The 20,070-nt window shown below is 70.4% G+C and carries 23 protein-coding genes; 12 read left to right on the top strand and 11 right to left on the bottom strand.

Features of this window, described 5'->3' with window-relative positions; all coding sequences use genetic code 11:
- The first annotated feature begins 70 nt into the window (after window positions 1-70).
- A complete protein-coding gene (locus BKA14_RS33335) occupies window positions 71-685 on the top strand; it encodes a maleylpyruvate isomerase N-terminal domain-containing protein (RefSeq protein WP_184954738.1) in 615 nt (204 codons plus the stop codon).
- A gap of 66 nt (window positions 686-751) precedes the next feature.
- Here BKA14_RS33335 and BKA14_RS33340 read toward each other — a convergent pair whose 3' ends face one another.
- The 5 genes from BKA14_RS33340 to BKA14_RS33355 all read right to left on the bottom strand — a co-directional run bounded on the left by BKA14_RS33340 (window position 752) and on the right by BKA14_RS33355 (window position 4,117).
- A complete protein-coding gene (locus tag BKA14_RS33340) occupies window positions 752-1,087 on the bottom strand; it encodes a DUF1416 domain-containing protein (RefSeq protein ID WP_184954739.1) in 336 nt (111 codons plus the stop codon).
- Window positions 1,088-1,089: 2 nt separating this feature from the next.
- Window positions 1,090-1,938 (bottom strand): sulfurtransferase, encoded by an 849-nt coding sequence (locus BKA14_RS33345; RefSeq protein ID WP_184954740.1) that lies wholly within the window; start codon window positions 1,936-1,938, stop codon window positions 1,090-1,092.
- Between the two features lie 177 nt (window positions 1,939-2,115).
- Complete coding sequence (locus tag BKA14_RS45285) at window positions 2,116-2,256, bottom strand: Ms5788A family Cys-rich leader peptide (RefSeq protein ID WP_311776124.1); 141 nt, start codon at window positions 2,254-2,256, stop codon at window positions 2,116-2,118.
- 8 nt (window positions 2,257-2,264) lie between these two features.
- Window positions 2,265-3,059: an LmeA family phospholipid-binding protein gene (locus tag BKA14_RS33350; RefSeq protein WP_239092602.1), complete on the bottom strand. Its 795-nt coding sequence runs from the start codon at window positions 3,057-3,059 to the stop codon at window positions 2,265-2,267.
- Window positions 3,060-3,136: 77 nt separating this feature from the next.
- Window positions 3,137-4,117, bottom strand: a complete 981-nt coding sequence (locus BKA14_RS33355; protein WP_184957121.1) for a hypothetical protein — start codon at window positions 4,115-4,117, stop codon at window positions 3,137-3,139.
- A gap of 271 nt (window positions 4,118-4,388) precedes the next feature.
- Between BKA14_RS33355 and BKA14_RS33360 the strand changes: the two genes are divergently transcribed.
- The 6 genes from BKA14_RS33360 (at window position 4,389) to pstB (ending at window position 10,352) form a co-directional block, all read left to right on the top strand.
- A complete protein-coding gene (locus BKA14_RS33360; protein ID WP_184954742.1) occupies window positions 4,389-5,111 on the top strand; it encodes a winged helix-turn-helix transcriptional regulator in 723 nt (240 codons plus the stop codon).
- 10 nt (window positions 5,112-5,121) lie between these two features.
- Window positions 5,122-5,994, top strand: coding sequence for a mycothiol synthase (gene mshD, locus BKA14_RS33365; protein ID WP_184954743.1), 873 nt, complete (start codon window positions 5,122-5,124; stop codon window positions 5,992-5,994).
- A gap of 277 nt (window positions 5,995-6,271) precedes the next feature.
- Window positions 6,272-7,369, top strand: coding sequence for a phosphate ABC transporter substrate-binding protein PstS (gene pstS, locus BKA14_RS33370; protein ID WP_184954744.1), 1,098 nt, complete (start codon window positions 6,272-6,274; stop codon window positions 7,367-7,369).
- Between the two features lie 41 nt (window positions 7,370-7,410).
- The gene (pstC, locus tag BKA14_RS33375; RefSeq protein ID WP_184954745.1) at window positions 7,411-8,484 is read left to right on the top strand and encodes a phosphate ABC transporter permease subunit PstC; all 1,074 of its coding nucleotides are present in this window, start codon (window positions 7,411-7,413) and stop codon (window positions 8,482-8,484) included.
- A 32-nt stretch (window positions 8,485-8,516) separates the two neighbouring features.
- Window positions 8,517-9,566: a phosphate ABC transporter permease PstA gene (pstA, locus tag BKA14_RS33380; RefSeq protein WP_438861953.1), complete on the top strand. Its 1,050-nt coding sequence runs from the start codon at window positions 8,517-8,519 to the stop codon at window positions 9,564-9,566.
- Window positions 9,567-9,575: 9 nt separating this feature from the next.
- On the top strand, window positions 9,576-10,352 hold the full coding sequence (gene pstB / locus BKA14_RS33385) for a phosphate ABC transporter ATP-binding protein PstB (protein ID WP_184954747.1): 777 nt from the start codon (window positions 9,576-9,578) through the stop codon (window positions 10,350-10,352).
- Window positions 10,353-10,377: 25 nt separating this feature from the next.
- Here the strand turns inward: pstB and BKA14_RS33390 are convergent, their stop codons facing one another.
- A complete protein-coding gene (locus tag BKA14_RS33390; RefSeq protein ID WP_184954748.1) occupies window positions 10,378-11,169 on the bottom strand; it encodes an NUDIX hydrolase in 792 nt (263 codons plus the stop codon).
- A gap of 47 nt (window positions 11,170-11,216) precedes the next feature.
- Between BKA14_RS33390 and BKA14_RS33395 the strand changes: the two genes are divergently transcribed.
- Entirely contained in the window at window positions 11,217-12,194 is a 978-nt protein-coding gene (locus tag BKA14_RS33395) for a Gfo/Idh/MocA family protein (RefSeq protein ID WP_184954749.1), read from the top strand.
- Between the two features lie 7 nt (window positions 12,195-12,201).
- On the opposite strand, the gene BKA14_RS33400 is transcribed toward BKA14_RS33395, so the two are convergent.
- The 3 genes from BKA14_RS33400 to BKA14_RS33410 all read right to left on the bottom strand — a co-directional run bounded on the left by BKA14_RS33400 (window position 12,202) and on the right by BKA14_RS33410 (window position 14,875).
- The gene (locus BKA14_RS33400) at window positions 12,202-13,215 is read right to left on the bottom strand and encodes an inorganic phosphate transporter (RefSeq protein WP_184954750.1); all 1,014 of its coding nucleotides are present in this window, start codon (window positions 13,213-13,215) and stop codon (window positions 12,202-12,204) included.
- A 3-nt stretch (window positions 13,216-13,218) separates the two neighbouring features.
- Window positions 13,219-13,845, bottom strand: a complete 627-nt coding sequence (locus BKA14_RS33405) for a DUF47 domain-containing protein (protein ID WP_184954751.1) — start codon at window positions 13,843-13,845, stop codon at window positions 13,219-13,221.
- A gap of 79 nt (window positions 13,846-13,924) precedes the next feature.
- On the bottom strand, window positions 13,925-14,875 hold the full coding sequence (locus tag BKA14_RS33410) for a PI-PLC domain-containing protein (RefSeq protein ID WP_184954752.1): 951 nt from the start codon (window positions 14,873-14,875) through the stop codon (window positions 13,925-13,927).
- 89 nt (window positions 14,876-14,964) lie between these two features.
- Here BKA14_RS33410 and sigJ point away from each other — a divergent pair, with 89 nt between their 5' ends.
- Window positions 14,965-15,828, top strand: coding sequence for an RNA polymerase sigma factor SigJ (gene sigJ / locus BKA14_RS33415; RefSeq protein ID WP_184954753.1), 864 nt, complete (start codon window positions 14,965-14,967; stop codon window positions 15,826-15,828).
- Here the strand turns inward: sigJ and BKA14_RS33420 are convergent.
- Window positions 15,808-16,314, bottom strand: coding sequence for a DUF402 domain-containing protein (locus BKA14_RS33420; RefSeq protein ID WP_184954754.1), 507 nt, complete (start codon window positions 16,312-16,314; stop codon window positions 15,808-15,810). The two genes, sigJ and BKA14_RS33420, sit on opposite strands and share 21 nt — an antisense overlap.
- A gap of 55 nt (window positions 16,315-16,369) precedes the next feature.
- Between BKA14_RS33420 and BKA14_RS33425 the strand changes: the two genes are divergently transcribed.
- Genes BKA14_RS33425 through BKA14_RS33435 form a run of 3 tightly spaced genes read left to right on the top strand, consistent with a single transcriptional unit; the run spans window position 16,370 to window position 19,693 of the window.
- The gene (locus tag BKA14_RS33425) at window positions 16,370-18,382 is read left to right on the top strand and encodes an ATP-dependent DNA helicase (protein WP_184954755.1); all 2,013 of its coding nucleotides are present in this window, start codon (window positions 16,370-16,372) and stop codon (window positions 18,380-18,382) included.
- 5 nt (window positions 18,383-18,387) lie between these two features.
- Window positions 18,388-18,819 carry an NUDIX hydrolase gene (locus BKA14_RS33430; protein ID WP_184954756.1) on the top strand — a complete coding sequence of 144 codons (432 nt, stop codon included), beginning with the start codon at window positions 18,388-18,390 and terminating at the stop codon, window positions 18,817-18,819.
- A gap of 13 nt (window positions 18,820-18,832) precedes the next feature.
- The gene (locus tag BKA14_RS33435; RefSeq protein ID WP_184954757.1) at window positions 18,833-19,693 is read left to right on the top strand and encodes a hypothetical protein; all 861 of its coding nucleotides are present in this window, start codon (window positions 18,833-18,835) and stop codon (window positions 19,691-19,693) included.
- Here the strand turns inward: BKA14_RS33435 and BKA14_RS33440 are convergent.
- The gene (locus BKA14_RS33440) at window positions 19,687-20,061 is read right to left on the bottom strand and encodes a DsrE family protein (RefSeq protein WP_203722107.1); all 375 of its coding nucleotides are present in this window, start codon (window positions 20,059-20,061) and stop codon (window positions 19,687-19,689) included. The genes BKA14_RS33435 and BKA14_RS33440 overlap by 7 nt on opposite strands.
- Window positions 20,062-20,070 lie beyond the last annotated feature (9 nt).

Here is a 20,070-nt window from a genome sequence, read left to right on the forward strand (position 1 = left end):
TTGATCAAGGCCTGGGCGCGCATCGAGGAGTGCCGAAAAATGCGTGGACAGCGGTCGCAGACTAGGGGCGATGAACGCTGACGAGGTGACGCGCGCGGTGAGCCTGGCCCTGGACACGCTTCGGGAGGTCGAGGAGGGCGATTGGACGGCAAAGGCGGGCGGTCTCAGCTGGACCTGTTGGGAGACCGCCGAGCACATGGCGGACGCCCTTCTCATGTACGCCATCCAGCTGTCCCCGGCCGAACCCTCGGTGACCGACCATGTTCCGTACGGCTGGCAGCATCGCCGTGAGGGCGGCCCCGGCCTGACAGTGTTCGTCGATCCGGCCGACGGCCCGGGCGGGCTGTTGCGGGTTCTCGAGTCGTCCGGTGCCCTGCTGGCCGCGATGGTGGCCACGGTTCCGCCCGACCGGATGTCGTTCCACAACTACGGACCGTCCGACCCGAGTGGTTTCGCCGCGATGGGCGTGGTTGAGGTGCTCGTCCATGTGCGGGACATCGCCGAGGGCGTCGGCCTCGTGTGGGAACCGCCGTCCGGCCTCTGCGCCGCCGCGCTCCGCAGGCTCTTCCCCGAGGCGCCGGCCGGCACCGACCCGTGGAAGGCGTTGCTGTGGTCGACCGGCCGCGTGGATCTGCCGGGCCGCCCGCGCCGGACCGAGTGGAAGTGGGACGGCAGCCCACGCTGAAAAAGGGCGGGCTTCCCCGGCAAGGGAAGCCCGCCCCGAACAGAGCGCGAGCGAAGGAGAAGCGGATCAGGCCGGCGCGACGGCCAGCGCGACCTCGTTGACGCCGACCGTGGCGTCGACGACGGCCTCGCCGTTGCCGCTGCGTGACAGGGCGCGCAGCGTCCACGAGCCGGGCGCGGCGAAGAAGCGGAAGACGCCCTCGGGCGACGAGACCACCTCGGCGGTGAACTCGCCGGTCGAGTCGAGCAGCCGCACGTACGCGCCGCCGACCGCCTCACCGTCGGCGTTCTGCACGATGCCGGTCAGCACCGTCTCGCGGTTGAGGTCGACCGAGGCCGGGATGGGAGCCGACTGGTCGGGCGCGGCGCAGCCGGCCGCGGTGTTGGCAGTGGGAGAAGTCATGGTCACGCCTTCCCGGGTTCGTCGCCGAGCGCGATCGGGACGCCGATGAGCGAGCCGTACTCGGTCCACGAGCCGTCGTAGTTCTTGACGTTCTGCTGGCCCAGCAGCTCCTTGAGCACGAACCACGTGTGTGAGGAGCGCTCGCCGATCCGGCAGTACGCGATGGTGTCCTTGCTGCCGTCGAGGCCGGCCTCGCCGTAGATCTTGGCGAGTTCCTCGTCGGACTTGAAGGTGCCGTCCTCGTTGGCGGCCTTGCTCCACGGCACGCTGATCGCCGTCGGGATGTGGCCACCGCGCTGCGACTGCTCCTGCGGCAGGTGGGCCGGGGCGAGCAGGCGGCCGGCGAACTCGTCGGGGCTGCGCACGTCGACGAGGTTCTTCACGCCGATGGCCTGGACGACCTCGTCGCGGAAGGCGCGGATCGACAGGTCGGGCGCGGAGGCGGAGTAGGTGGTCTTCTCGCGGACCGGCACGTCCTTGCTGTACGGGCGGGCGTCGAGCTCCCACTTCTTGCGGCCACCGTCGAGCAGCTTGACCTGGTCGTGGCCGTAGAGCTTGAAATACCAGTACGCGTACGCCGCGAACCAGTTGTTGTTGCCGCCGTAGAGCACCACGACGTCGTCGTTGGCGATGCCGCGCTCGGAGAGCAGGGCGGAGAACTGCTCCTGGTTGACGAAGTCCCGGCGTACGGGGTCCTGGAGGTCCTGCTTCCAGTCGATCTTGACAGCGCCCGGGATGTGACCGCCGTCGTAGGCGGTGGTGTCCTCGTCGACCTCGACGAAGACGATGCCCGGGGTGTTGAGGTTCTGCTCGGCCCAGTCGGCCGAAACGAGTGCGGTGTCGCGACTCATCGTTTCACTCCCTGTCAGGTGAGAGATGGGGGTGAGTCAGCGCACGGGGTTGTCGCACCGCGCGCGGGACCCAGTGGAGACGAAAATGGATCTCGAGCTGTCGTGCGACGGCGCCACGAATCCGGCTGCGTTGCCGGCGGGGAGAGAGCTAGAAGGTGCTCAGCACACGTGGCCCCGTCAGAGGACGGGGCAACACAGGCAGGCGGCCATGCGGCACAGGTCGACCGCACGCCTTTTGGTGAGCAACGGGCTCATGAGAACGGACCCTACCAGCGGTTCACTTGCTCGTAACAGGGGACGACCACGATCCGGGAACATGGCCGCGGTCACAGACCGCCCGCGTTGAGTGACACCTTGTCGGCGCCGGCGGTGAACTGGAGACCCTCGGGGCGCGCTTCGACCTTCTGCACTGCCAGCTTGAGCGGCAGCTCCGGCACCCGCAGGTCGACCGAGAGCCTTTGCACGTACGCGTTGACCAGGTTGCGCACGATCGGCACGTTGGGCAGCTCGGCCGCGGTCACGTCGGAGAACCGCACCTGGACGACGCCGTTCTCGACGGCCACCGTGGCCGTGCCCGAGACGTTGAAGGTCTGTCCCAGCGCCTGCAGCGGGGCGCTGCCGACCAGCTTGCCGTCCTTCTCGCTGAGCTTGAGACCGGGCTGGCCGATCAGCTCGGCCAGCTGGGGGTAGTCGATCGTGCCGGTGCCGGTGACCGTCTGCGCGACGATGTCGCCGGTGCCGCTGCGGATCGTGTCGAGCGGCGCGTTGACGTCGCGGGCACGCACGTCGAGGCCGGCCACCTTGACCGTACGGTTGTTGCCGGCCGGGCCGGTCAGGTTGGCCAGCTGAATCCGGATCTCCTGGTAGTTGCCGTCGAGCACCTGGGTCAGGAACGGGACGCCCTCGATCGTGACGTCCGGCTTCTCACTGGTCGCGTTCTGATCGGCGACCTGCTCGGAGACCCGGTCGCCGATCGTGCGCTCGGCGTAGCCGGCCGCGAACCGGTCGAGCGCGACGAGCAGGCCCACGACGATGATCAGGAACACGATGAACGTGATCAGCAGACGCCGTCCCCGCCGCTTCTTGCGCGGGCGCTGAGTGCCGTAGACCTCGCCGCTCACCGGTCCTCCTGACCACGCCGAAACTTGCCGAGAACCGTACATGCCCGCGCGGGCCACCCCGCGAAACGAAACAGTGCTCAGAGCAGGAACCAGTGGCTCAACGCGTACGCGGCCGGGGCGACGAGGGCGAACGCGCCCAGCGGACCCTGCATGTGGCGGGCCACCCAGAACGTCGGGGTGTCGCCGGCCAGTTCGCGGCCCGCCTGTCCGAAGTTGACGGCCAGGTCGACCAGGTGGGCGACCACGACGGCGGTCAGGCCGACGACGGCGCCCTTGGCCGGTGTGAACGGGAAGACCAGGAAGCTGCCCAGGGCGGCCCCGGACAGCGTGCCCAGCATCGCGCCGAGCACCACCCCGGCCACTCCGCGCGGCACCTGGGCGGCGATCCGCGGCTTGGGGAACACGGCGTCGGCGGCCCGGGCCACCACGAGCGCGACCCCGGCGGCGACGGCGCACACGATCACGGTCTGGGTGCCGGTCTCCTGCCGGGTGAGCAGGATCGGGAGCGCGTACGCCGCCGCGCCGGCCACGATCGCCAGCGTGGTCCGCCAGGAGTCGGTCAGGCGGGCCCTGTCCTGCGCGCGGAACAGCTGCCCGATCAGCGCGGCGGCGAACCCGGCCAGGGTCACCCACACCAGCGGCAGCAGGGCCGCCTGAACGCTGGTGACGCTGAGATAGTCGGCCACCAGGGCGGCCACCGCGGCCACCGCGGCCGTGGGGCCGGGCGCGGGCGGGTTGAGGGCCATCACCCAGGCCAGCAGGTAGAGCAACTGGACGCCGAAGAGCACGATCGCGTACGGCAGCCGCGAGTCGGGCGCCGAAGTGAGGGCGCCCAGCACCAGCCCGACCGCGAGCAGCCCCGCGAAGCCGGCGATCGCGAGCGACAACTGCCGCCGTACCGGGACCTCTTCGATCTCCTCGAATTCGTCGTCGGTCTCGTCCGGATCGGGCGGGGACGAGGACTCGGGTTCGTCCCGGAAGCCGGCGGACGGCCGCTTGCCGCCGGACCTCGCGATCTCGCGCGAGGCGTCGGCGTCCCAGGGCTCGTCCTGCGGCATGGAGGGGAACACGCCTGCGATCGTGCCAGAAGGTGACCGGCCGCCCAATTCCGCGCCTTAAGTAAAAGGCTTGTTTCGAAACCCCGATTTGTACGCCATCAGGGCGTTCACTACATCACTCAGTCAAACGATCGAGGCGTTCTGAGTGATGCATCGGTTAAGGTAAGCCCAGCCCACCCGTCGGTGACGCCGGGAACTGTCCGCCGATGGCGGAGCCAAGAGTATGACGCCATCGAGTCACCCGAGCGGCCCTCGTGCCGCAAGGACGGAGGTGAGTGTGGAAATCCTTCTGTTGGTGACAGCACGCGCTGGAGAGCCTTCCGCTGTGCTGCCCGCGCTGGATCTGCTTCCCCACTCCGTACGCACCGCCCCCCGCGATGTCCGCACGCTGGTGTCCGGGCCGAGCCCCGACGCCGTGCTGGTGGACGCCCGCTCCGAGCTCTCCGAGGCCCGTGCCACGTGCCGCATGCTGCACGCGACCGGCATCGGCGTCCCGCTCATGGCTGTCGTGACCGAGGCGGGCCTGATCGCCCTCAACGCCGACTGGGGTGTCGACGACGTCATCCTGGCCAGCGCCGGTCCCGCCGAGGTCGAGGCGCGCCTGCGCCTGTCCGTCGGCCGGCTCAGCAACGCGACCGCCGGCGCCGGCGGCTCGATCCGCGCGGGCGAGCTCAACATCGACCCCGACACGTACGCGGCGAAGCTCAAGGGCCGCCCGCTCGACCTCACCTACAAGGAGTTCGAGCTGCTCAAGTTCCTCGCCCAGCACCCGGGCCGGGTCTTCACCCGCGACCAGCTGCTGCGTGAGGTCTGGGGCTACGACTACTTCGGCGGCACCCGCACGGTCGACGTGCACGTCCGCCGGCTGCGGGCCAAGCTCGGCTCGGAGTACGAGTCGATGATCGGCACGGTGCGCCAGGTCGGCTACAAGTTCGTGGTGCCGCCGTCCGGCCGCCAGCTGCCCGACAACGAGCCGGTCTCGCTGCCGGTTTAAGTTTGACTGCATGACGCCTGTTCAGATCCTTGACCGGTTGAGTGCCGCCCAGGCCGCCGACGTGCTCGCGCTGGCCGCCGCGGCGGAGCAGGCCGACGGCGTCTACCCGCTTTCCGAAGACGTAGTGCTGCGTGTGCGCGGTGGGGGTTCTCCCGCCGCGCACAAGCATTTTCTGACCTATGCCGACGACGGCCGGCTGGCCGGTTACGCGTTCTCCGAGGGTGAACTCGTCGTTCACCCCGGCTACCGGCGGCGGGGGCACGGCACGGCGCTGCTCGCGGCGGCCGGTTCGGGGCCGCTGCGGTTCTGGGCGCACGGTGACGAGGACGGTGCGCGCGCCTTTGCCGAGAAGAACGGCTTCGAGCGCGTACGGGTGCTCTGGCAGATGCGCCGCTCGCTCACCGAGCCCCTGCCCGACATCCCGCTCCCGGCCGGGGTGACCCTGCGTGGCTTCCGCCCCGGGCTGGACGAGGACGCCTGGCTGGGCGTCAACTCCCGGGCCTTCGCCCACCATCCCGAGCAGGGCCGTTGGACGCGTGACGACCTGCTGGCGCGCGAGGCCGAGCCGTGGTTCGACCCGGCCGGCTTCCTGCTCGCGGTCGACGTCGCAGACACTCTGCTGGGCTTCCACTGGACCAAGGTGCACCCCGCTTCGGGTGACGACCCGGCGCTGGGCGAGATCTACGTGCTCGGCGTCGACCCGGCCGGGCATCGCAAGGGCCTCGGGGCCGCGCTGAGCGTGGCCGGTCTGCGGCATCTGGCCGGCCAGGGCCTGACCGTGGCCAACCTGTACGTCGACGAGTCCAACACCGCCGCCGCGGCGCTCTACCGGCGGCTTGGTTTCGCCGTTTACAAGACGGACATCAACTACCAGCGGCCATAATCCGAGGGTGGCAGCCGCCACAGCCGGCCGGTCCCACGAGTCACGACCCGGACAAGGGCATGTCTCAGGGCGGTAACTACCGCCCGGTTATACCCGACATTTCCGTCTCCCGTCACTCAGTTCACGCAACGGACAACTCGCCCTCAGGGCAAGGCCATGTTGAGGCGTGAACGTGTTCACTGCGCGTTCATTTAGCCCCGGGTAACCGGCTACCTCTCACTCCTAGCTTCGGTGGTGCCGGTGCGACGCCGGCTTGCACACCATCGAAGGGAATATTGTGAAGCTCCAGCGGTCCGGTTTTCTGGCAGCCGGCTTTGCTTTGACTGCGACGCTCGCGCTCACCGCGTGCGGCTCGGACAACGACTCGCCGTCGAGTGACGCGGGTGCGTCCGCGGCTGCCGGCAACTGTGTCGCCGGCAGCCTGACGGCTCAGGGTTCGTCGGCGCAGAAGAACGCCATGGACGAGTGGATCAAGACCTACCAGGCCCAGTGCGCCGACGCCAAGGTCGACTACCAGGGCACCGCCTCGGGCGCCGGCATCCAGGCGTTCATCGCGGGCACCGCCGACTTCGCCGGTTCCGACTCCGCCCTCAAGGAGGAGGAGCAGCCGCAGGCTGACGCCAAGTGCCCCGGTGGCGCCGCGCTCAACCTGCCGATGGTCGTGGGCCCGATCTCGGTCGTCTACAACCTGGACGGTGTCGACGGTCTCCAGCTCGACGCCCCCACCCTCGCCAAGATCTTCGACAGCAAGATCACCAAGTGGAACGACCCGGCGATCGCGGCGCAGAACACCGGGGCCAAGCTCCCGGACAGCGCGATCACGGCCGTGCACCGCTCGGACGAGTCGGGCACCACCGACAACTTCACCAAGTACCTGAGCAAGACCGCCGAGTCCGACTGGACCTACGGCAACGCCAAGGCCTGGAAGGCCAAGGGTGGCACCGGTGCCGCCAAGTCCGACGGTATCGCCACCGCGGTCAAGGGCACCCCGGGCGCCATCTCCTACGTCGAGCTCTCGTACGCCGAGAACAGCGACCTGTCGACGGCCAAGATCAAGAACGGTGCCGGCGAGTACACCGAGCTGACCGCTGAGAGCGCCGGCAAGGGCATCGAGGGCGCCAAGATCACCGGCACCGGCAACGACCTCAAGCTGAGCATCGACTACGCCGCCACGACCCCGGGTGCGTACCCGATCGTCCTGGTGACCTACGAGATCGTCTGCAGCAAGGGCTCCGCGAAGGCCGCTCCGCTGAAGGCCTTCTTCTCCTACACCTCCAGCACCGGTGGTCAGAAGGCGCTGGGCGACCTGGGCTACGCCCCGCTGCCGGAGTCGATCCGCAGCAAGGTCGAGACCGCGGTCGCCTCGATCTCCTGACCTGACGCACACATCCCTCCGAGACGACAGCGAGCGAGCAGATGGGTGACTACCCCTCCTCCCGCTCGGAGAACGCCACCGCCAGCGACTCGGGTGTGACCGGACGTCACACCCGGGTCGCTGGCACCGGCGTTTCACCGAGTAGTCACGACGAACCCCCATTCGGCGGCGGGGGCGCCCTGCCCAAGAAGACCCGTTTCGGCATGGAGGCCGGTTTCAAAGGCCTCTCCGTGGCGGCCGGCGCGATGGTGCTGGTCATCATCGTCGCCATCGCGATCTTCCTGATCTCCAAGGCCGTGCCGGCCATCCGCGCGGACAACGAGAACTTCCTGACCTTCAACCAGTGGTTCCCGAACGAGACCGAGCCGCGGTTCGGCATCGCCGTCCTCGCCTTCGGCACCGTGCTGACCTCGATCATCGCGCTGCTCGTGGCGGTGCCGATTGCCCTGGGCATCGCGCTGTTCCTGTCGCACTACGCGCCCAAGCGGCTGGCCACGCCGCTGGGCTTCGTGATCGACCTGCTGGCCGCCGTGCCCAGTGTCGTTTTCGGCCTGTGGGGCCGCGACGTCTTCATGGAGCCGGTCCGCGAGTTCTCCACGTGGCTCAACAAATACTTCAGCTGGATCCCGATCTTCGGCGGCGACGGACCTTTCGGCCGCTCGGTGCTGCTCGGCAGCCTGGTCCTCGCGATCATGGTGCTGCCGATCGTGACGTCGCTGTCGCGTGAGGTCTTCCGGCAGACCCCGGGCATGAACGAGGAAGCCGCGCTCGCCCTGGGCGCCACCAAGTGGGAGATGATCCGCACCGCGGTGCTGCCGTACGGCAAGCCCGGTGTGATCGCCGCGGTGATGCTCGGCCTCGGCCGGGCCCTGGGCGAGACGATCGCCCTGGCCATGACCCTCGGCATCGTCTTCAACATCTCGTTCAACGTCATCGAGAACGGCGGTAACTCGATCGCCGCCAACATCGCCAACGCCTTCGGCGAAGCCAACGAGACCGGCCGCGGCGCACTCATCGCCTCGGGTCTCGTGCTCTTCGCGATCACCCTGGTGGTCAACATGGCGGCGCGGGCGATCATCTACCGTCGGCGCGAGTTCCGGGACAGTGCAGCATGACCGTGACAGATCGTGAGCTCGCCGGCGCCATCATGACGCCGGACAACATCCGCTCGAAGAAGTTGCCGCTGGTCGTGAACCTCGGCATCGCCGTGGCCGGCCTGGCCCTCGCGGCCGCAGTGGTCTACGGCTTCGGCATCGGCAACTACGTGCTCGTCGCCGTGATCGGCGTCATCTTCTACCTGATCGGCCTGCAGATCGTCGCCGGCCGCATCGAGGGTCCGCGCACCGCGCGTGACCGCATGTGGAAGACGCTCATCTACGCCGCCTGTCTGCTGGCGATCCTGCCGCTGGCCTCGGTGGTGTGGACGCTCGTCTCCAAGGGCGTCGAGCGCCTCGACGGCAACTTCTTCGGCACGTCGATGAACAACATCGGCGCCCGCGACCCCGAGGGCGGCGCCTACCACGCCATCATCGGCACGCTCGAGCAGGTCGGCATCGCCACCCTGATCGCCGTGCCGCTGGGTGTGCTCGGCGCGATCTACCTGGTCGAGTACGGCCGGGGCCGGTTCGCCAACACCGTCCGCTTCTTCGTCGACGTCATGACGGGCATCCCGTCGATCGTGGCCGGTCTGTTCATCCTCTCCTTCTGGGTGCTGATCGTCAGCCCGTGGTTCAACAACGGCACGCCGCGGTTCTCCGGCTTCGCGGCTTCGCTGGCGCTGACCGTGCTGATGCTGCCGACGATCGTCCGTTCCACCGAGGAGATGCTGCGCCTGGTGCCCGGGCCGCTGCGCGAGGGCGCGTACGCGCTCGGCGTACCCAAGTGGAAGACGATCCTGCAGGTGGTCCTGCCGACCGCCCTGCCCGGCATCGTCACCGGTGTCATGCTCGCCGTGGCCCGCGCGGCCGGCGAGACGGCCCCGGTGCTGCTGGTCGCGGGAGGCGCGGCGTCGATCAACTTCAACCCGTTCGAGGGTGGACAGCAGTCCCTGGCCCTCTTCGTGTACCAGCAGGCGGGTGACGCCTCCCGGTACGCCCCGGCGCGGGCCTGGACGGCCGCGCTGACCCTGGTCGCGATCGTGCTGATCCTGACGATCGCCGCCAAGCTGCTCGCCCGTCGCAACAGTCTGTCCAAGTAGAGGTAACCCATGGCCAAGCGCATCGAGGCGAGCAACGTCTCCTCCTACTACGGATCGTTCAAGGCGATCGACAGCGTCTCCATGACTGTCGAGCCCAAGACGATCACCGCTCTGATCGGCCCGTCGGGTTGCGGCAAGTCCACCTTCCTGCGGTCGGTCAACCGCATGCACGAGGTGCTGCCGGGCGCCCGTATCGAGGGTTCGCTGACCATCGACGACCAGAACATCTACGACCCGGACGTCGACGTCACCGCGGTCCGTCGCATGATCGGCATGGTGTTCCAGCGGCCCAACCCGTTCCCGACGATGTCGATCTACGAGAACGTCGTGGCCGGGCTCAAGCTCAACGGGGTCAAGAAGAAGTCGGTGCTGGACGACGCGGCCGAGCAGTCGCTCAAGTCGGCCAACCTGTGGAACGAGGTCAAGGACCGCCTGAACCGGCCCGGCGCCGGTCTTTCCGGCGGTCAGCAGCAGCGTCTCTGCATCGCCCGCACCATCGCGGTCGAGCCGCAGGTCGTGCTGATGGACGAGCCCTGTTCGGCCCTCGACCCGATCTCGACGCTGGCCATCGAGGACCTGATGTTCAAGCTGAAGGACCGCTTCACGATCATCATCGTCACGCACAACATGCAGCAGGCCGCGCGCGTCAGCGACAAGACCGGCTTCTTCTCGATCGACAAGACCGGTGACCCCGGCCGCCTGATCGAGTACGACGACACCCAGAAGATCTTCAGCAACCCGGCCGAGAAGAAGACCGAGGACTACATCACCGGTCGCTTCGGCTAGGCCGGCGCAGCACTACGGCGGCGCGCTACTGCAGGTGCAGTAGCGCGCCGCCGTCGTCTGTCAGTTGCACGCGAGGCATGACCGGGGTTGCGGCATCGCGGCGACTTGCGCCCGCGACCACTTGCGCGATTTCCCCGTACGGGGTGAGGGAATCGATCACCGAGCGCGTCGGCGGCAGCATGGGCAGCCCGGCGGTGCCCCCGGGCGCCACCCACGCCGTCTCCTCCGTCTCGCCCGACACGTCCCGCGCGACCTGGCCCTCGGGCAGCAGCGCGACGAAGAACCACGTGTCGTACCGCTTGGGCTCGAACTCCGGGGTGACCCAGCGCGCCCACGGGAACAGCAGGTCGTCACGCATCCGCAGCCCCCGCCGGCCCAGCAGGTCGCTCAGGGTCAGCTCGCGGGTCACGACGGCGGCCCGGTCGGCCTCCCAGTCCGCGGTGCCGACGTCGGCGATCGTCCGGTCGGGCTGGTCGACCGGGCCCGCGAGCAGCACCCCGGTCTCCTCGAAGAGTTCGCGCACGGCCGCGCCGACGACCGCGCTCGCCCGCCCGGCGGTCACGCCCAGCCGGGCCGGCCAGTCCTCGCGGATGGTCGAGGGGCGGTCGTCCGGGTCGACTCCGCCGCCGGGGAACGCATACAGGCCGCCGAACGCCATCGTGGTCGCCCGCCGCAACACGTACAGCTGGAAGGTCCGACCCGAGGGCCGCAGCAGCACGACCGTGGCCGCGTCGCGCACCGGCGCCGGCTCCCCGTCGAACTCGCGGGCTCGCTTGATCAGGGCCGGGGGCAGGCGGAACGGCGTGGAATCGGTCACCCGACGATCCTGACACCTGAACCGGCGCGGACGATACCGTAAGGATCATGACCGATCAGAAGGTTCGCTGGGGGATTCTGGGCCCCGGCGGGATCGCCGCCTCGTTCGCCGCCGACCTGCAGCACGTGCCCGGGGCCGAGCTGGCCGCCGTCGGCTCCCGCCGCCAGGAGTCCGCCACCGAGTTCGCCCAGCGGTTCGGTTTCGCGCGCGCCCACGGCTCGTACGCGGATCTGGCCGCCGACCCCGACGTCGACGTGGTCTACGTCGCCACCCCGCACGCCTTCCACGCCGAGGCCGCGCACCTGTGCGTCGAGGCGGGCAAGGCCGTGCTGGTCGAGAAGCCGATCACGCTCGACCTGCCGGACGCCGCCCGGCTCGTGGCCGCCGCCCGCGAGAAGGGTGTGTTCCTCATGGAGGCCATGTGGATGCGCCTCAACCCGGCCATCCGCAAGATCGCCGAGCTGGTCGAGGACGGCACGATCGGCTGGGTCAGCGCCATCCACGCCGACTTCGGCCTGCAGGGCCCGTTCGAGCCCGAGCACCGGCTGCGCGACCCCAAGCTGGGTGGCGGCGCGCTGCTCGACCTCGGCGTCTACCCGATCAACTTCGCCCACTTGATCATGGGCGCGCCCGCGTCGGTGCAGGCTTGGGCCCATCTGACCCCGGAGCGGGTCGACGAGAACACCGGCGTCCTGCTGGGCTGGGAGCCGGGCGCCGTCGGGGCTCTGACCTGCAGCATCAACGGTCAGAGCCGCAACAACGCGACGATCACCGGCACCGACGGGCGGATCGAGCTGCCCGAGGGCTTCTTCGTGCCGCGCTCGTTCGTGGTGCACCGGCCGGGCCGCGAGCCCGAGACGTTCGAGTTCGACTTCCCGGGCAGCGGTTACCAGTTCGAGGCGGCCGAGGTCCAGCGCTGCCTGCTCGCGGGCGAGCTGGAGAGCCCGCTGATGTCGCACGCCACGACCCTGGAGATCATGACGCTCCTGGACACCATCCGCGAGGAGATCGGCGTCGCCTACTGAGCCTCGCTCACGTGAAGAAGGGGCGGCTGGCGAAGTAGGCCAGGCAGGCGATCAGGCCGGCGGCGGGGAAGGTCGTGACCCAGGCGATCACGATGTTGCCGGCCACGTTCCAGCGGACCGCGTTGAGGCGCTTCGTCGCGCCCACGCCCATGATCGCCGAGGTGATCGTGTGCGTGGTCGAGATGGGGGCGCCCAGCACGTACGCGTTGAAGAAGAGCACGGAGCTGGCCACCGTCTCGGCCGCGAAACCCTCGGCCGGGCCCAAGTCGATGATCTTGCGGCCGAGGGTGCGGATGATCCGCCAGCCGCCGGAGTAGGTGCCCGCGGCCAGCATCGTCGCGGTCGTCAGATAGACCCACCACGGGATGTGGCTGGTGCTGTCCTGGAAGCCGCCGACGAACAGCGCCAGCACCACGATGCCCATCGTCTTGGCGGCGTCCTGGATGCCGTGGCCGAGCGACATCAGACCGGCCGAGATGGTCTGCGCGATGCGGAAGCCGCGGTTGAGCCGGCCCGGGTTGCCACGGCGGAAGATCCACATGACCGCGACCATCACGATGAAGCCGAGGAGAAAGCCGACCAGGGGCGACGCCACCATCGGGACCAGGATCTTCTTGACGATCGTGGGCCACTCGACCTGGCCCAGCGACGGCCCCGCGACCAGGGTGGCGCCGACCAGCCCGCCGAACAGCGCGTGCGACGAGCTCGACGGCAGGCCGAAGTACCAGGTGATCAGATTCCAGGTGATCGCGCCCAGCACGCCGGCGAAGACGATGGCCAGGCCGGGGATGCCGAGCTTGAGGGTGACCAGGCCGCCACCGACCGTCTCGGCCACCTTGCCGCCCAGGTGCGCGCCCACGAAGTTGCCGACGGCGGCCATGGCCAGCGCCACCCGCGGGGTCAGGGCCCGGGTGCTGATGCTGGTGGCGATGGCGTTGGCGGCGTCGTGGAAGCCGTTGGTGTAGTCGAAGGCCATCGCGGCGATGATCACCGCGAGGACTGCGAAGAACTCGGGCGACAAGGTCTAGGACTCCTTGACCGCGATGGTCTCGACGGTGTTCGCCACGTGCTCGAACGCGTCGCAGGCGGCCTCCAGCTCGTCGGCCACCTCCTTCATCTTGAGCACGGTGAGCGCGTCGTACTCACCGGAGAAGAGCCGGACCAGCAACATCCGGTACGCCCGGTCGCCCTCGTTCTCGAGGCGGTTGATCTCGATCCAGTACTCGTCGAGGTCCTTCATCGTGCGCAGCTTGGGCATCGCATCCGCGGTGATCTTGGCTTGCTGGTCGAGCACGTCGGCCAGCTCGTGCATCTCGCGCGGCAGCGAGGGCAGCTCGGTCAGCCCGTACAGGTAGAGCAGGTTGCCGACGGCCTCGAGGTGATCCATCACGTCGTCCAGCTGCGAGCCCAGGGAGTAGATGTCCTCACGGTCGAACGGCGTGATGAACGTCGAGTTGATCTTCTTGTAGAGATCGTGCGTGATCTGGTCGCTGTCGTGCTCGACGTCGGTCAGCCGCTCGCTCACCGACTGCACGTCGACCCCGGGCAGAGCCAGCTCGTTGAGCAGCGCGGTGCCCTTGACGAGGTTGTTCGCGGCCTGCGTGAACAGGTCGTAAAAGGCGCCCTCGACAGGGCGGAAGGAGAACTTCACGTCACAGACCTCGATCGACGGGCACGGAATGATCACCAGGAATGCTAAGGCCTCTCCTGGTTCACCTGTCGTTCGCCTGCTAAACGGGTTCGCGTCGCCTATCTGGGCGCGGGCCGTTCGGACGCGGGGAGGGCCGGCGCGCGGACCGGGCCGTCTGCGCCTGGGCCATCGGGCCGAGCGCCGGGTGCCGGCGCAGGTGGCGGGCCAGTCCGCGCTGGTCGTGGTCGGCGATGACGTCGACGCCGGCCGCGCTGAGCTCGGTCCACACGGCTGCCCGGGCCCTGCGCGGCCCTTCGGGCAGACCCGAGACGCACACCGTACGGCCGTCGTCGTGCGCCGACCGCACCAGCGCGTGCAGCAGGTGACGCTCCTCGGCCGGGATCGGCTCGAGCCCGTCCCAGCCGAAGCGGCGGCTCCACGGCTCGCTGATCATCGGGACCAGGCCGGCCGGCGCCGAGCGGGAGCCGATGTCGTCGAACGAGCCCTCGGCGAACAGGTAGCGCTCGGCCTGGGCGGCGAGCAGCCCTCGCACGTCGACGATGCCCGATACCGACACGGTGACCGCGCCCGGCGTCACGTCGTCTTCGGTGCAGCGGCTGAGCAGTCCGGCGTGGTCCCGCAGCTGCTGGTCGAGGATCCGGTAGGCCCGCAGCAGCGTGTCGGCGTCACGGACGGCGCCGGTGAACTCGACGACGAGCCGGAACGGCGGGCGACCCGGCCGGCCGCCCTGGCCTCGGGCCCGGGCCAGCAGCGGTGTCAGCACGAGCCGGCGCAGCGTGCGTCCCGGCTGCGGCGCGCCCGGCCCGAGGAACAGTTCGCCGCGCGGGCCCGGGGTGACCGGCACGGTGAGCCCGCCCAGTCCGCGCCGGAGCACCCGGGGCAGGGGGTCGACGTCGTCCGGCCGGGCCAGCGCGTGCCCGGCCGCCAGATAGGAGCCGCCGCGGCGGGACAGCGAGAGGCCCGCCGCGATCAGGCCGGCCACGCCCACGGCCCCCGCGACGCCGCCCGCGATCAACAGCCCGTCTTTCACTGCGCACCATCCGATTCGTACCAAAAATCCGTTCTCTACTGTGTCACAAGTGCTACCCGGCCCCGGGCAATGTCGCGCAGAATTCCCCCATGCCCCCCTCCGCCGAGGCTTTCGAGGCCGAGCGCAGCCACCTTGTCGGCGTCGCCTACCGGATGCTCGGCAGCGTCGCCGAGGCGCAGGATGTGGTGCAGGAGGCCTGGTTGCGCTACATCCGCGCGGGCGAGGAGATCCGGGATCCGCGGGGCTGGCTCACCACCGTCACCGGCCGGCTCTGCCTCGACGTGCTCAAGTCGGCCCGCGTGTCGCGCGAGGCGTACACCGGCCAGTGGCTGCCGGAGTGCTTCGTGGACCCCGACGCCGGCCCGGCGGCCCGGGCCGAGCAGCGCGACCAGGTCGGCTTGGCGCTGCTCGTGGTGCTCGAACGGCTCAGCCCCGAGCAGCGGGTGGCGCTCGTGCTGCACGACGCCTTCGCGGTGCCCTACGACGAGGTGGCCCGGGTGCTGGGCACGACCGAGGCCACCGCCCGCCAGCACGCCTCCCGCGGCCGCAAGGCAGCCGCCGCGGGCGGGGTGCGGCACAACGCCGATCCGGCCGAGCAGCGCAGCGTGCTGGCCGCCTTCCTCGAGGCCGTGAACAACGGGGACCTGGCCGCGCTGGCCGCGGTGCTCGCACCCGACGTGGTGTCGATCAGCGACAGTAACGGCCTGACCCGGACGGCACTGCGCCCGATCGTCGGCGCCGACAAGGTGTCCCGCTTCTACATCGGTATCGCGCACGGCAGCCGCATGGCGGGCGCGGTCCTCGAGCCGGTCCTGATCAACGGCACCGCCGGGATCCTCGTGCGGGGCGGCTCGCTCTACGGCGCGCTCGGTGTGACCATCGCCGACGGGCGCATCACCGGGCTCTTCCAGCAGCTCAACCCGGCCAAGCTGCTAGTCAGCGACCTGCTGTAGATATTGCTGGTATTTCGTGGCGAACGGTTCGCGGCCGTCGCCCAGCGCCACCAGCAGCTCGTCGGCCGCCGCGCGGGCCTCACGGACAAGATCGTCGGGGTAGCCGAACTGCGTGCGGTGCTCCTCGAACTCGTCCTCGTCGCGCAACTCGACCACGCCCGTCGACCGGCGGCGGACCACGTCGAGATCGAGGTCGATGATGTGGACGGTGTCGCCCTCCCAGCGCGCCGGCGTGGTGATGTCGCAGTAGACCTCGCTGGTGCGCGGCTGCGGGTTGAACATGCCCGTCCACCACGTGTGATGCGGGATGAGCAGCACGAACGGGATCTGCTCGACCGACTGGCGGCCGTGGTAGACCGACTCCGTGCCGCGGGTGACGCCCACCCAGACGCCCAGCTCGTCGGAATCGAAACGGCGGGCGGGATAGTCCCGATGGGCCGACCCGTCGTACTTCGTGTAGACGACCCGGACCGTGTCACTCGGCATGCGAGAACCCTAACGGTGGTCGGCTTCTGTCGGTGGTGGCGGGTACCGTCTGCGCGTGCCCGCAGCAACGAAGAAGACCGCCACCGCCGACAAACTCCTTCAGGCCGCCGTCGGCGCCGTCCCCGGTGGCGCTTCCCGGCCGGGGCAGGAGGCCATGGTCGCCGCCATCGACAAGGCGATACGCGAGCGTGAGCACCTGCTCGTGCAGGCGGGCACGGGCACCGGCAAGAGCCTGGCCTACCTCACTCCGTCGCTGCTCGTCGACGGGCCCGTGGTCGTCTCCACGGCCACCCTGGCCCTGCAGAATCAGCTGGTCGAGCACGACCTCCCCCGTCTCGCGGCGGCGGTCGAGCCGGTGCTCGGCCGCAGACCCACCTTCGCTGTGCTCAAGGGCCGCCACCACTACCTTTGCGTGGCCAAGATGGAACACGCCGATGAAGAAGAGCCGACCGACACGCTCTTCGACGACGCGCCGCCCAAGGCCACCCAGTGGCTCGGCGAGGCGGGCCGGCTGGGCAAGCAGATCCAGCGCCTGCAGGCCTGGGCCGAGAAGACGAAGACCGGCGACCGCGACGAGCTCGACCCGGGCGTCGACGACACGGCCTGGCGTCAGGTGTCGATGCCCGCGCGGGACTGCGTCGGTGCCCAACGATGCCCGTACGGGCCGGAGTGTTTCGCCGAGGCGTCGCGCGCCCGCGCCCGCGAGGCCGACATCGTGGTCACCAACCACAGCCTGCTCGCGGTCGACATGCTGGCCGAGCGGCACATCGTGCCCCCGCACAAGCTGCTGATCATCGACGAGGCCCACGAGCTGGCCGACCGCGTCTCCTCCGCCTCGCAGGCCGAGCTGACCCCCGAGGCGATCGAGCGCTCGTCCCGCCGCGCCCGCACGCTGATCCCGCCCGCGGCCGCCGAGGCGCTGGCCGAGGCGGCCGACGCGCTGACCGTGGGCCTGGCCGAGACGCCGGCCGGCCGCATCACCGCCGGCCTGCCCGAGCTGCTGCAGCAGGCCGTCATGCTGACCGAGTCGGCCACCCGGGCCGGGCTCACGGCCATCGGCGACGTCAAGAGCGACGACCCCGATCCCGTTCGCAAGCAGCAGGCCAAGGCGGCCCTGGACGATCTCAACGACACGGCGCAGCGGCTGCTCGAGGAATCCGACTTCGACGTGGCCTGGGTCGAGAAGTCCGACACCGGCAGCGGTCGGCGCGCGCTGGTCGTGGCCCCCCTCTCGGTCGCCGGCACGCTGGCCCAGGGCCTCTACTCCGACCGCACGGTGGTGGCGACCTCGGCCACGCTGACCCTGGGCGGCCGGTTCGACACCGTGGCCCGCTCGCTCGGCCTGCCCGCGGCCTCGCCCGCCCCGCCGGCCGACCCGCAGTCACCCGCCTCCGGTGACGGCTGGACGTCGCTGGACGTCGGCTCCCCGTTCGACTATCCGCGCCAGGGCATCCTCTACGTGGCGGCCCATCTGCCCCGCCCGCAGATGTCCGGCCTGCCCGCGGCGGCCGGGGAGGAGCTGGTCAAGCTGGTCGAGGCCCTGGGCGGCCGCACGCTGGGCCTGTTCTCGTCACGCCGGGCCGCCACTCAGGCCGCCGAGCTGCTGCGCGCCCGCACCGACCTGCCGATCCTGCTGCAGGGCGAGGAGGCGCTGCCGGTGCTGGTCCGCCGCTTCAAGGAGGACAAGGCGAGCTGCCTGTTCGGGGTCATGTCGCTGTGGCAGGGCGTCGACGTGCCGGGCGACGCCTGCCAGCTCGTGGTGATCGACCGGCTGCCCTTCCCGCGGCCCGACGAGCCCCTGGCCGCGGCCCGCGCGGCCGCGGTCGACGCCGGCGGCGGTTCCGGCTTCGCCTCGGTCAGCGTCCCGATCGCGGCCATCCGCCTGGCCCAGGGCGTGGGCCGCCTGATCCGCTCGACGGGCGACAAGGGCGTGGTGGCCGTCCTCGACTCCCGCCTCGAGACGGCCCGTGGTTACGGCGCCTTCCTGCGCAAGTCGTTGCCCCCGTTCTGGTACACGACGCGCCCCGACGTGGCCCTGGGCGCCCTGCAACGCCTGGCCGGCAAGTGAGCGCCGTGCGGCAGATCGCCTGCACCTTTCTGGTCGACGGCTCGGGCGCGCTGTTGCTGCAGCTCCGCGACGGCAACACGACGTACTACCCGCATGTGTGGGGCCTGCCCGGCGGCTCGGTCGAAGCGGGCGAGACCCCCGCCGAGGCGGCCGAACGCGAGCTGTGGGAGGAGACGTCGCTGCGGCTGTCCACCCCGCTGACGCTCTTCGCCACTCAGCCACTCGAAGAGGAGGGCCGGGTGAAGCACTACTTCTACGCCCCGACGACCGCTCGTCAGGCCGACGTCGTGCTGGGTGAGGGCGCGGCCATGGTCTTCGTGCCGGCCGCCGAGGTGCCGGGCCGCGAGTTCACGCCCGGCACGGCCGACATGATCGACCGGTTCCTGGCCTCGGCCGCCTACAGCGCCCTGCGGGCCCGCGGCGGGGACGCGGCGTGACACCATGGCTGCCGTGACGGCGCCGGAGCGAGCGAGCCGGCCGGCGGGGGAGCCGCCGCGCAGCAAGCGGCGATGGCTGCTGGGCGGGGTCGTCGCGGCCTGGATCGTGGCTGTGTCGGCGCTGGCCGTCTGGTCGGTCGGGCACGAGCGGCCCACCGTGCCCGAGCAGCGCGACCTACGGCTGGCGGTGGCCGACCTGCAGCGGGCGGCCGGGGTGGTCCACGCCGCGGCCGGGGCCGACGGGCGGACGGTCGCGCTGGGCGCGCTCGAGCTGTCCCAGCAGTGCCGGGTCACGCCGGTGCGGCCGGGGCTGGTCGCCGCGCGCAACGTCACCGTGCTGGTGCCCACCGGTGAGACCATCGCAGCCGTACGGGCCGTGGCCGACCGGCTGCCCGCCGCCTGGGCGGCCGACGTGGCCGAGGCCCGGGGCGGCACCCGGGTCTCGCTGCACGCCGACGCCGGCGACTTCATCGGCGTCGACACCACTGCCGAGGCGTCCAACCAGGTGTTCACGCTGCGGCTGACGACCGGGTGCCGGCCGGTCGACGGCGACGAGCCGGGCGACGTCGACCCCAGCGCCCCGGACGCGCCGCCGGTGTTCGGCGACGTGCTCCGCGGGCTGGACGGCGGCCGGTCGGAAGCGGAGGTGCACGCGGTCACCTGCCCGTCGGGCGCGATCGCCGCGTCGTGGGTGGTCGACCGCGTACGGGTGGGCGCCGATCTGGCCGGCCGGTTGCGCAAGCTCGCCGGCGACGCCCGGCTGCTCAGCTCCGACGCCGGGACGTACGGCTATCGCGACGGCGCCTACTCCGTGCTGGTGCAGCCCACGGTGACCGACATCGTGCGGGTCACCGTCAGCTCGGCCTGTCAGTAGACGAGGGCCTGCGCACCGTCCGACATGATCTCCTCGACGAAGACGGCCGCCCCGGCGATCCGGATGCCCGGCAGCACCTTGTCGGGGGTGATGTCGCGCCGGGCCGCACACTGCGTGCAGGCCGTCACCTGCCCGGCCGACAGCAGCAGGTCGAGCAGGTCGGGCAGCGGCGCCGCGTGCGGCAGCTCGAACTCGGCGGCCCGGCCCGGCAGGGCGAACCACGTCGACTCGCCGGTGAGCCAGAACGAGACGTCCACCCCGGACGACAGGGCCGTACTGGCCACAGTAAATGCCTGCGAGCAGCGCTCCGGCGCGTCCGCGCCCGCGGTTGCCTTGACGACCAGCAAGCGTGTCATGGCGGCCAGCATAAGATGGTC

Origin of the sequence: Paractinoplanes abujensis, assembly GCF_014204895.1 — a bacterium.
In the GTDB taxonomy this organism is placed as follows: domain Bacteria; phylum Actinomycetota; class Actinomycetes; order Mycobacteriales; family Micromonosporaceae; genus Actinoplanes; species Actinoplanes abujensis.

Bases quoted from the DNA above. Each gene is read 5' to 3' on its own strand.
- BKA14_RS33335 (WP_184954738.1), top strand. From the start codon at position 71: ATGAACGCTGACGAGGTGACGCGCGCGGTGAGCCTGGCCCTGGACACG.
- BKA14_RS33340 (WP_184954739.1), bottom strand. From the start codon at position 1,087: ATGACTTCTCCCACTGCCAACACCGCGGCCGGCTGCGCCGCGCCCGAC.
- BKA14_RS33345 (WP_184954740.1), bottom strand. From the start codon at position 1,938: ATGAGTCGCGACACCGCACTCGTTTCGGCCGACTGGGCCGAGCAGAAC.
- BKA14_RS45285 (WP_311776124.1), bottom strand. From the start codon at position 2,256: ATGTTCCCGGATCGTGGTCGTCCCCTGTTACGAGCAAGTGAACCGCTG.
- BKA14_RS33355 (WP_184957121.1), bottom strand. From the start codon at position 4,117: ATGCCGCAGGACGAGCCCTGGGACGCCGACGCCTCGCGCGAGATCGCG.
- mshD (WP_184954743.1), top strand. From the start codon at position 5,122: ATGACGCCTGTTCAGATCCTTGACCGGTTGAGTGCCGCCCAGGCCGCC.
- pstC (WP_184954745.1), top strand. From the start codon at position 7,411: ATGGGTGACTACCCCTCCTCCCGCTCGGAGAACGCCACCGCCAGCGAC.
- pstA (WP_438861953.1), top strand. From the start codon at position 8,517: ATGACGCCGGACAACATCCGCTCGAAGAAGTTGCCGCTGGTCGTGAAC.
- pstB (WP_184954747.1), top strand. From the start codon at position 9,576: ATGGCCAAGCGCATCGAGGCGAGCAACGTCTCCTCCTACTACGGATCG.
- BKA14_RS33395 (WP_184954749.1), top strand. From the start codon at position 11,217: ATGACCGATCAGAAGGTTCGCTGGGGGATTCTGGGCCCCGGCGGGATC.
- sigJ (WP_184954753.1), top strand. From the start codon at position 14,965: ATGCCCCCCTCCGCCGAGGCTTTCGAGGCCGAGCGCAGCCACCTTGTC.
- BKA14_RS33420 (WP_184954754.1), bottom strand. From the start codon at position 16,314: ATGCCGAGTGACACGGTCCGGGTCGTCTACACGAAGTACGACGGGTCG.
- BKA14_RS33440 (WP_203722107.1), bottom strand. From the start codon at position 20,061: ATGCTGGCCGCCATGACACGCTTGCTGGTCGTCAAGGCAACCGCGGGC.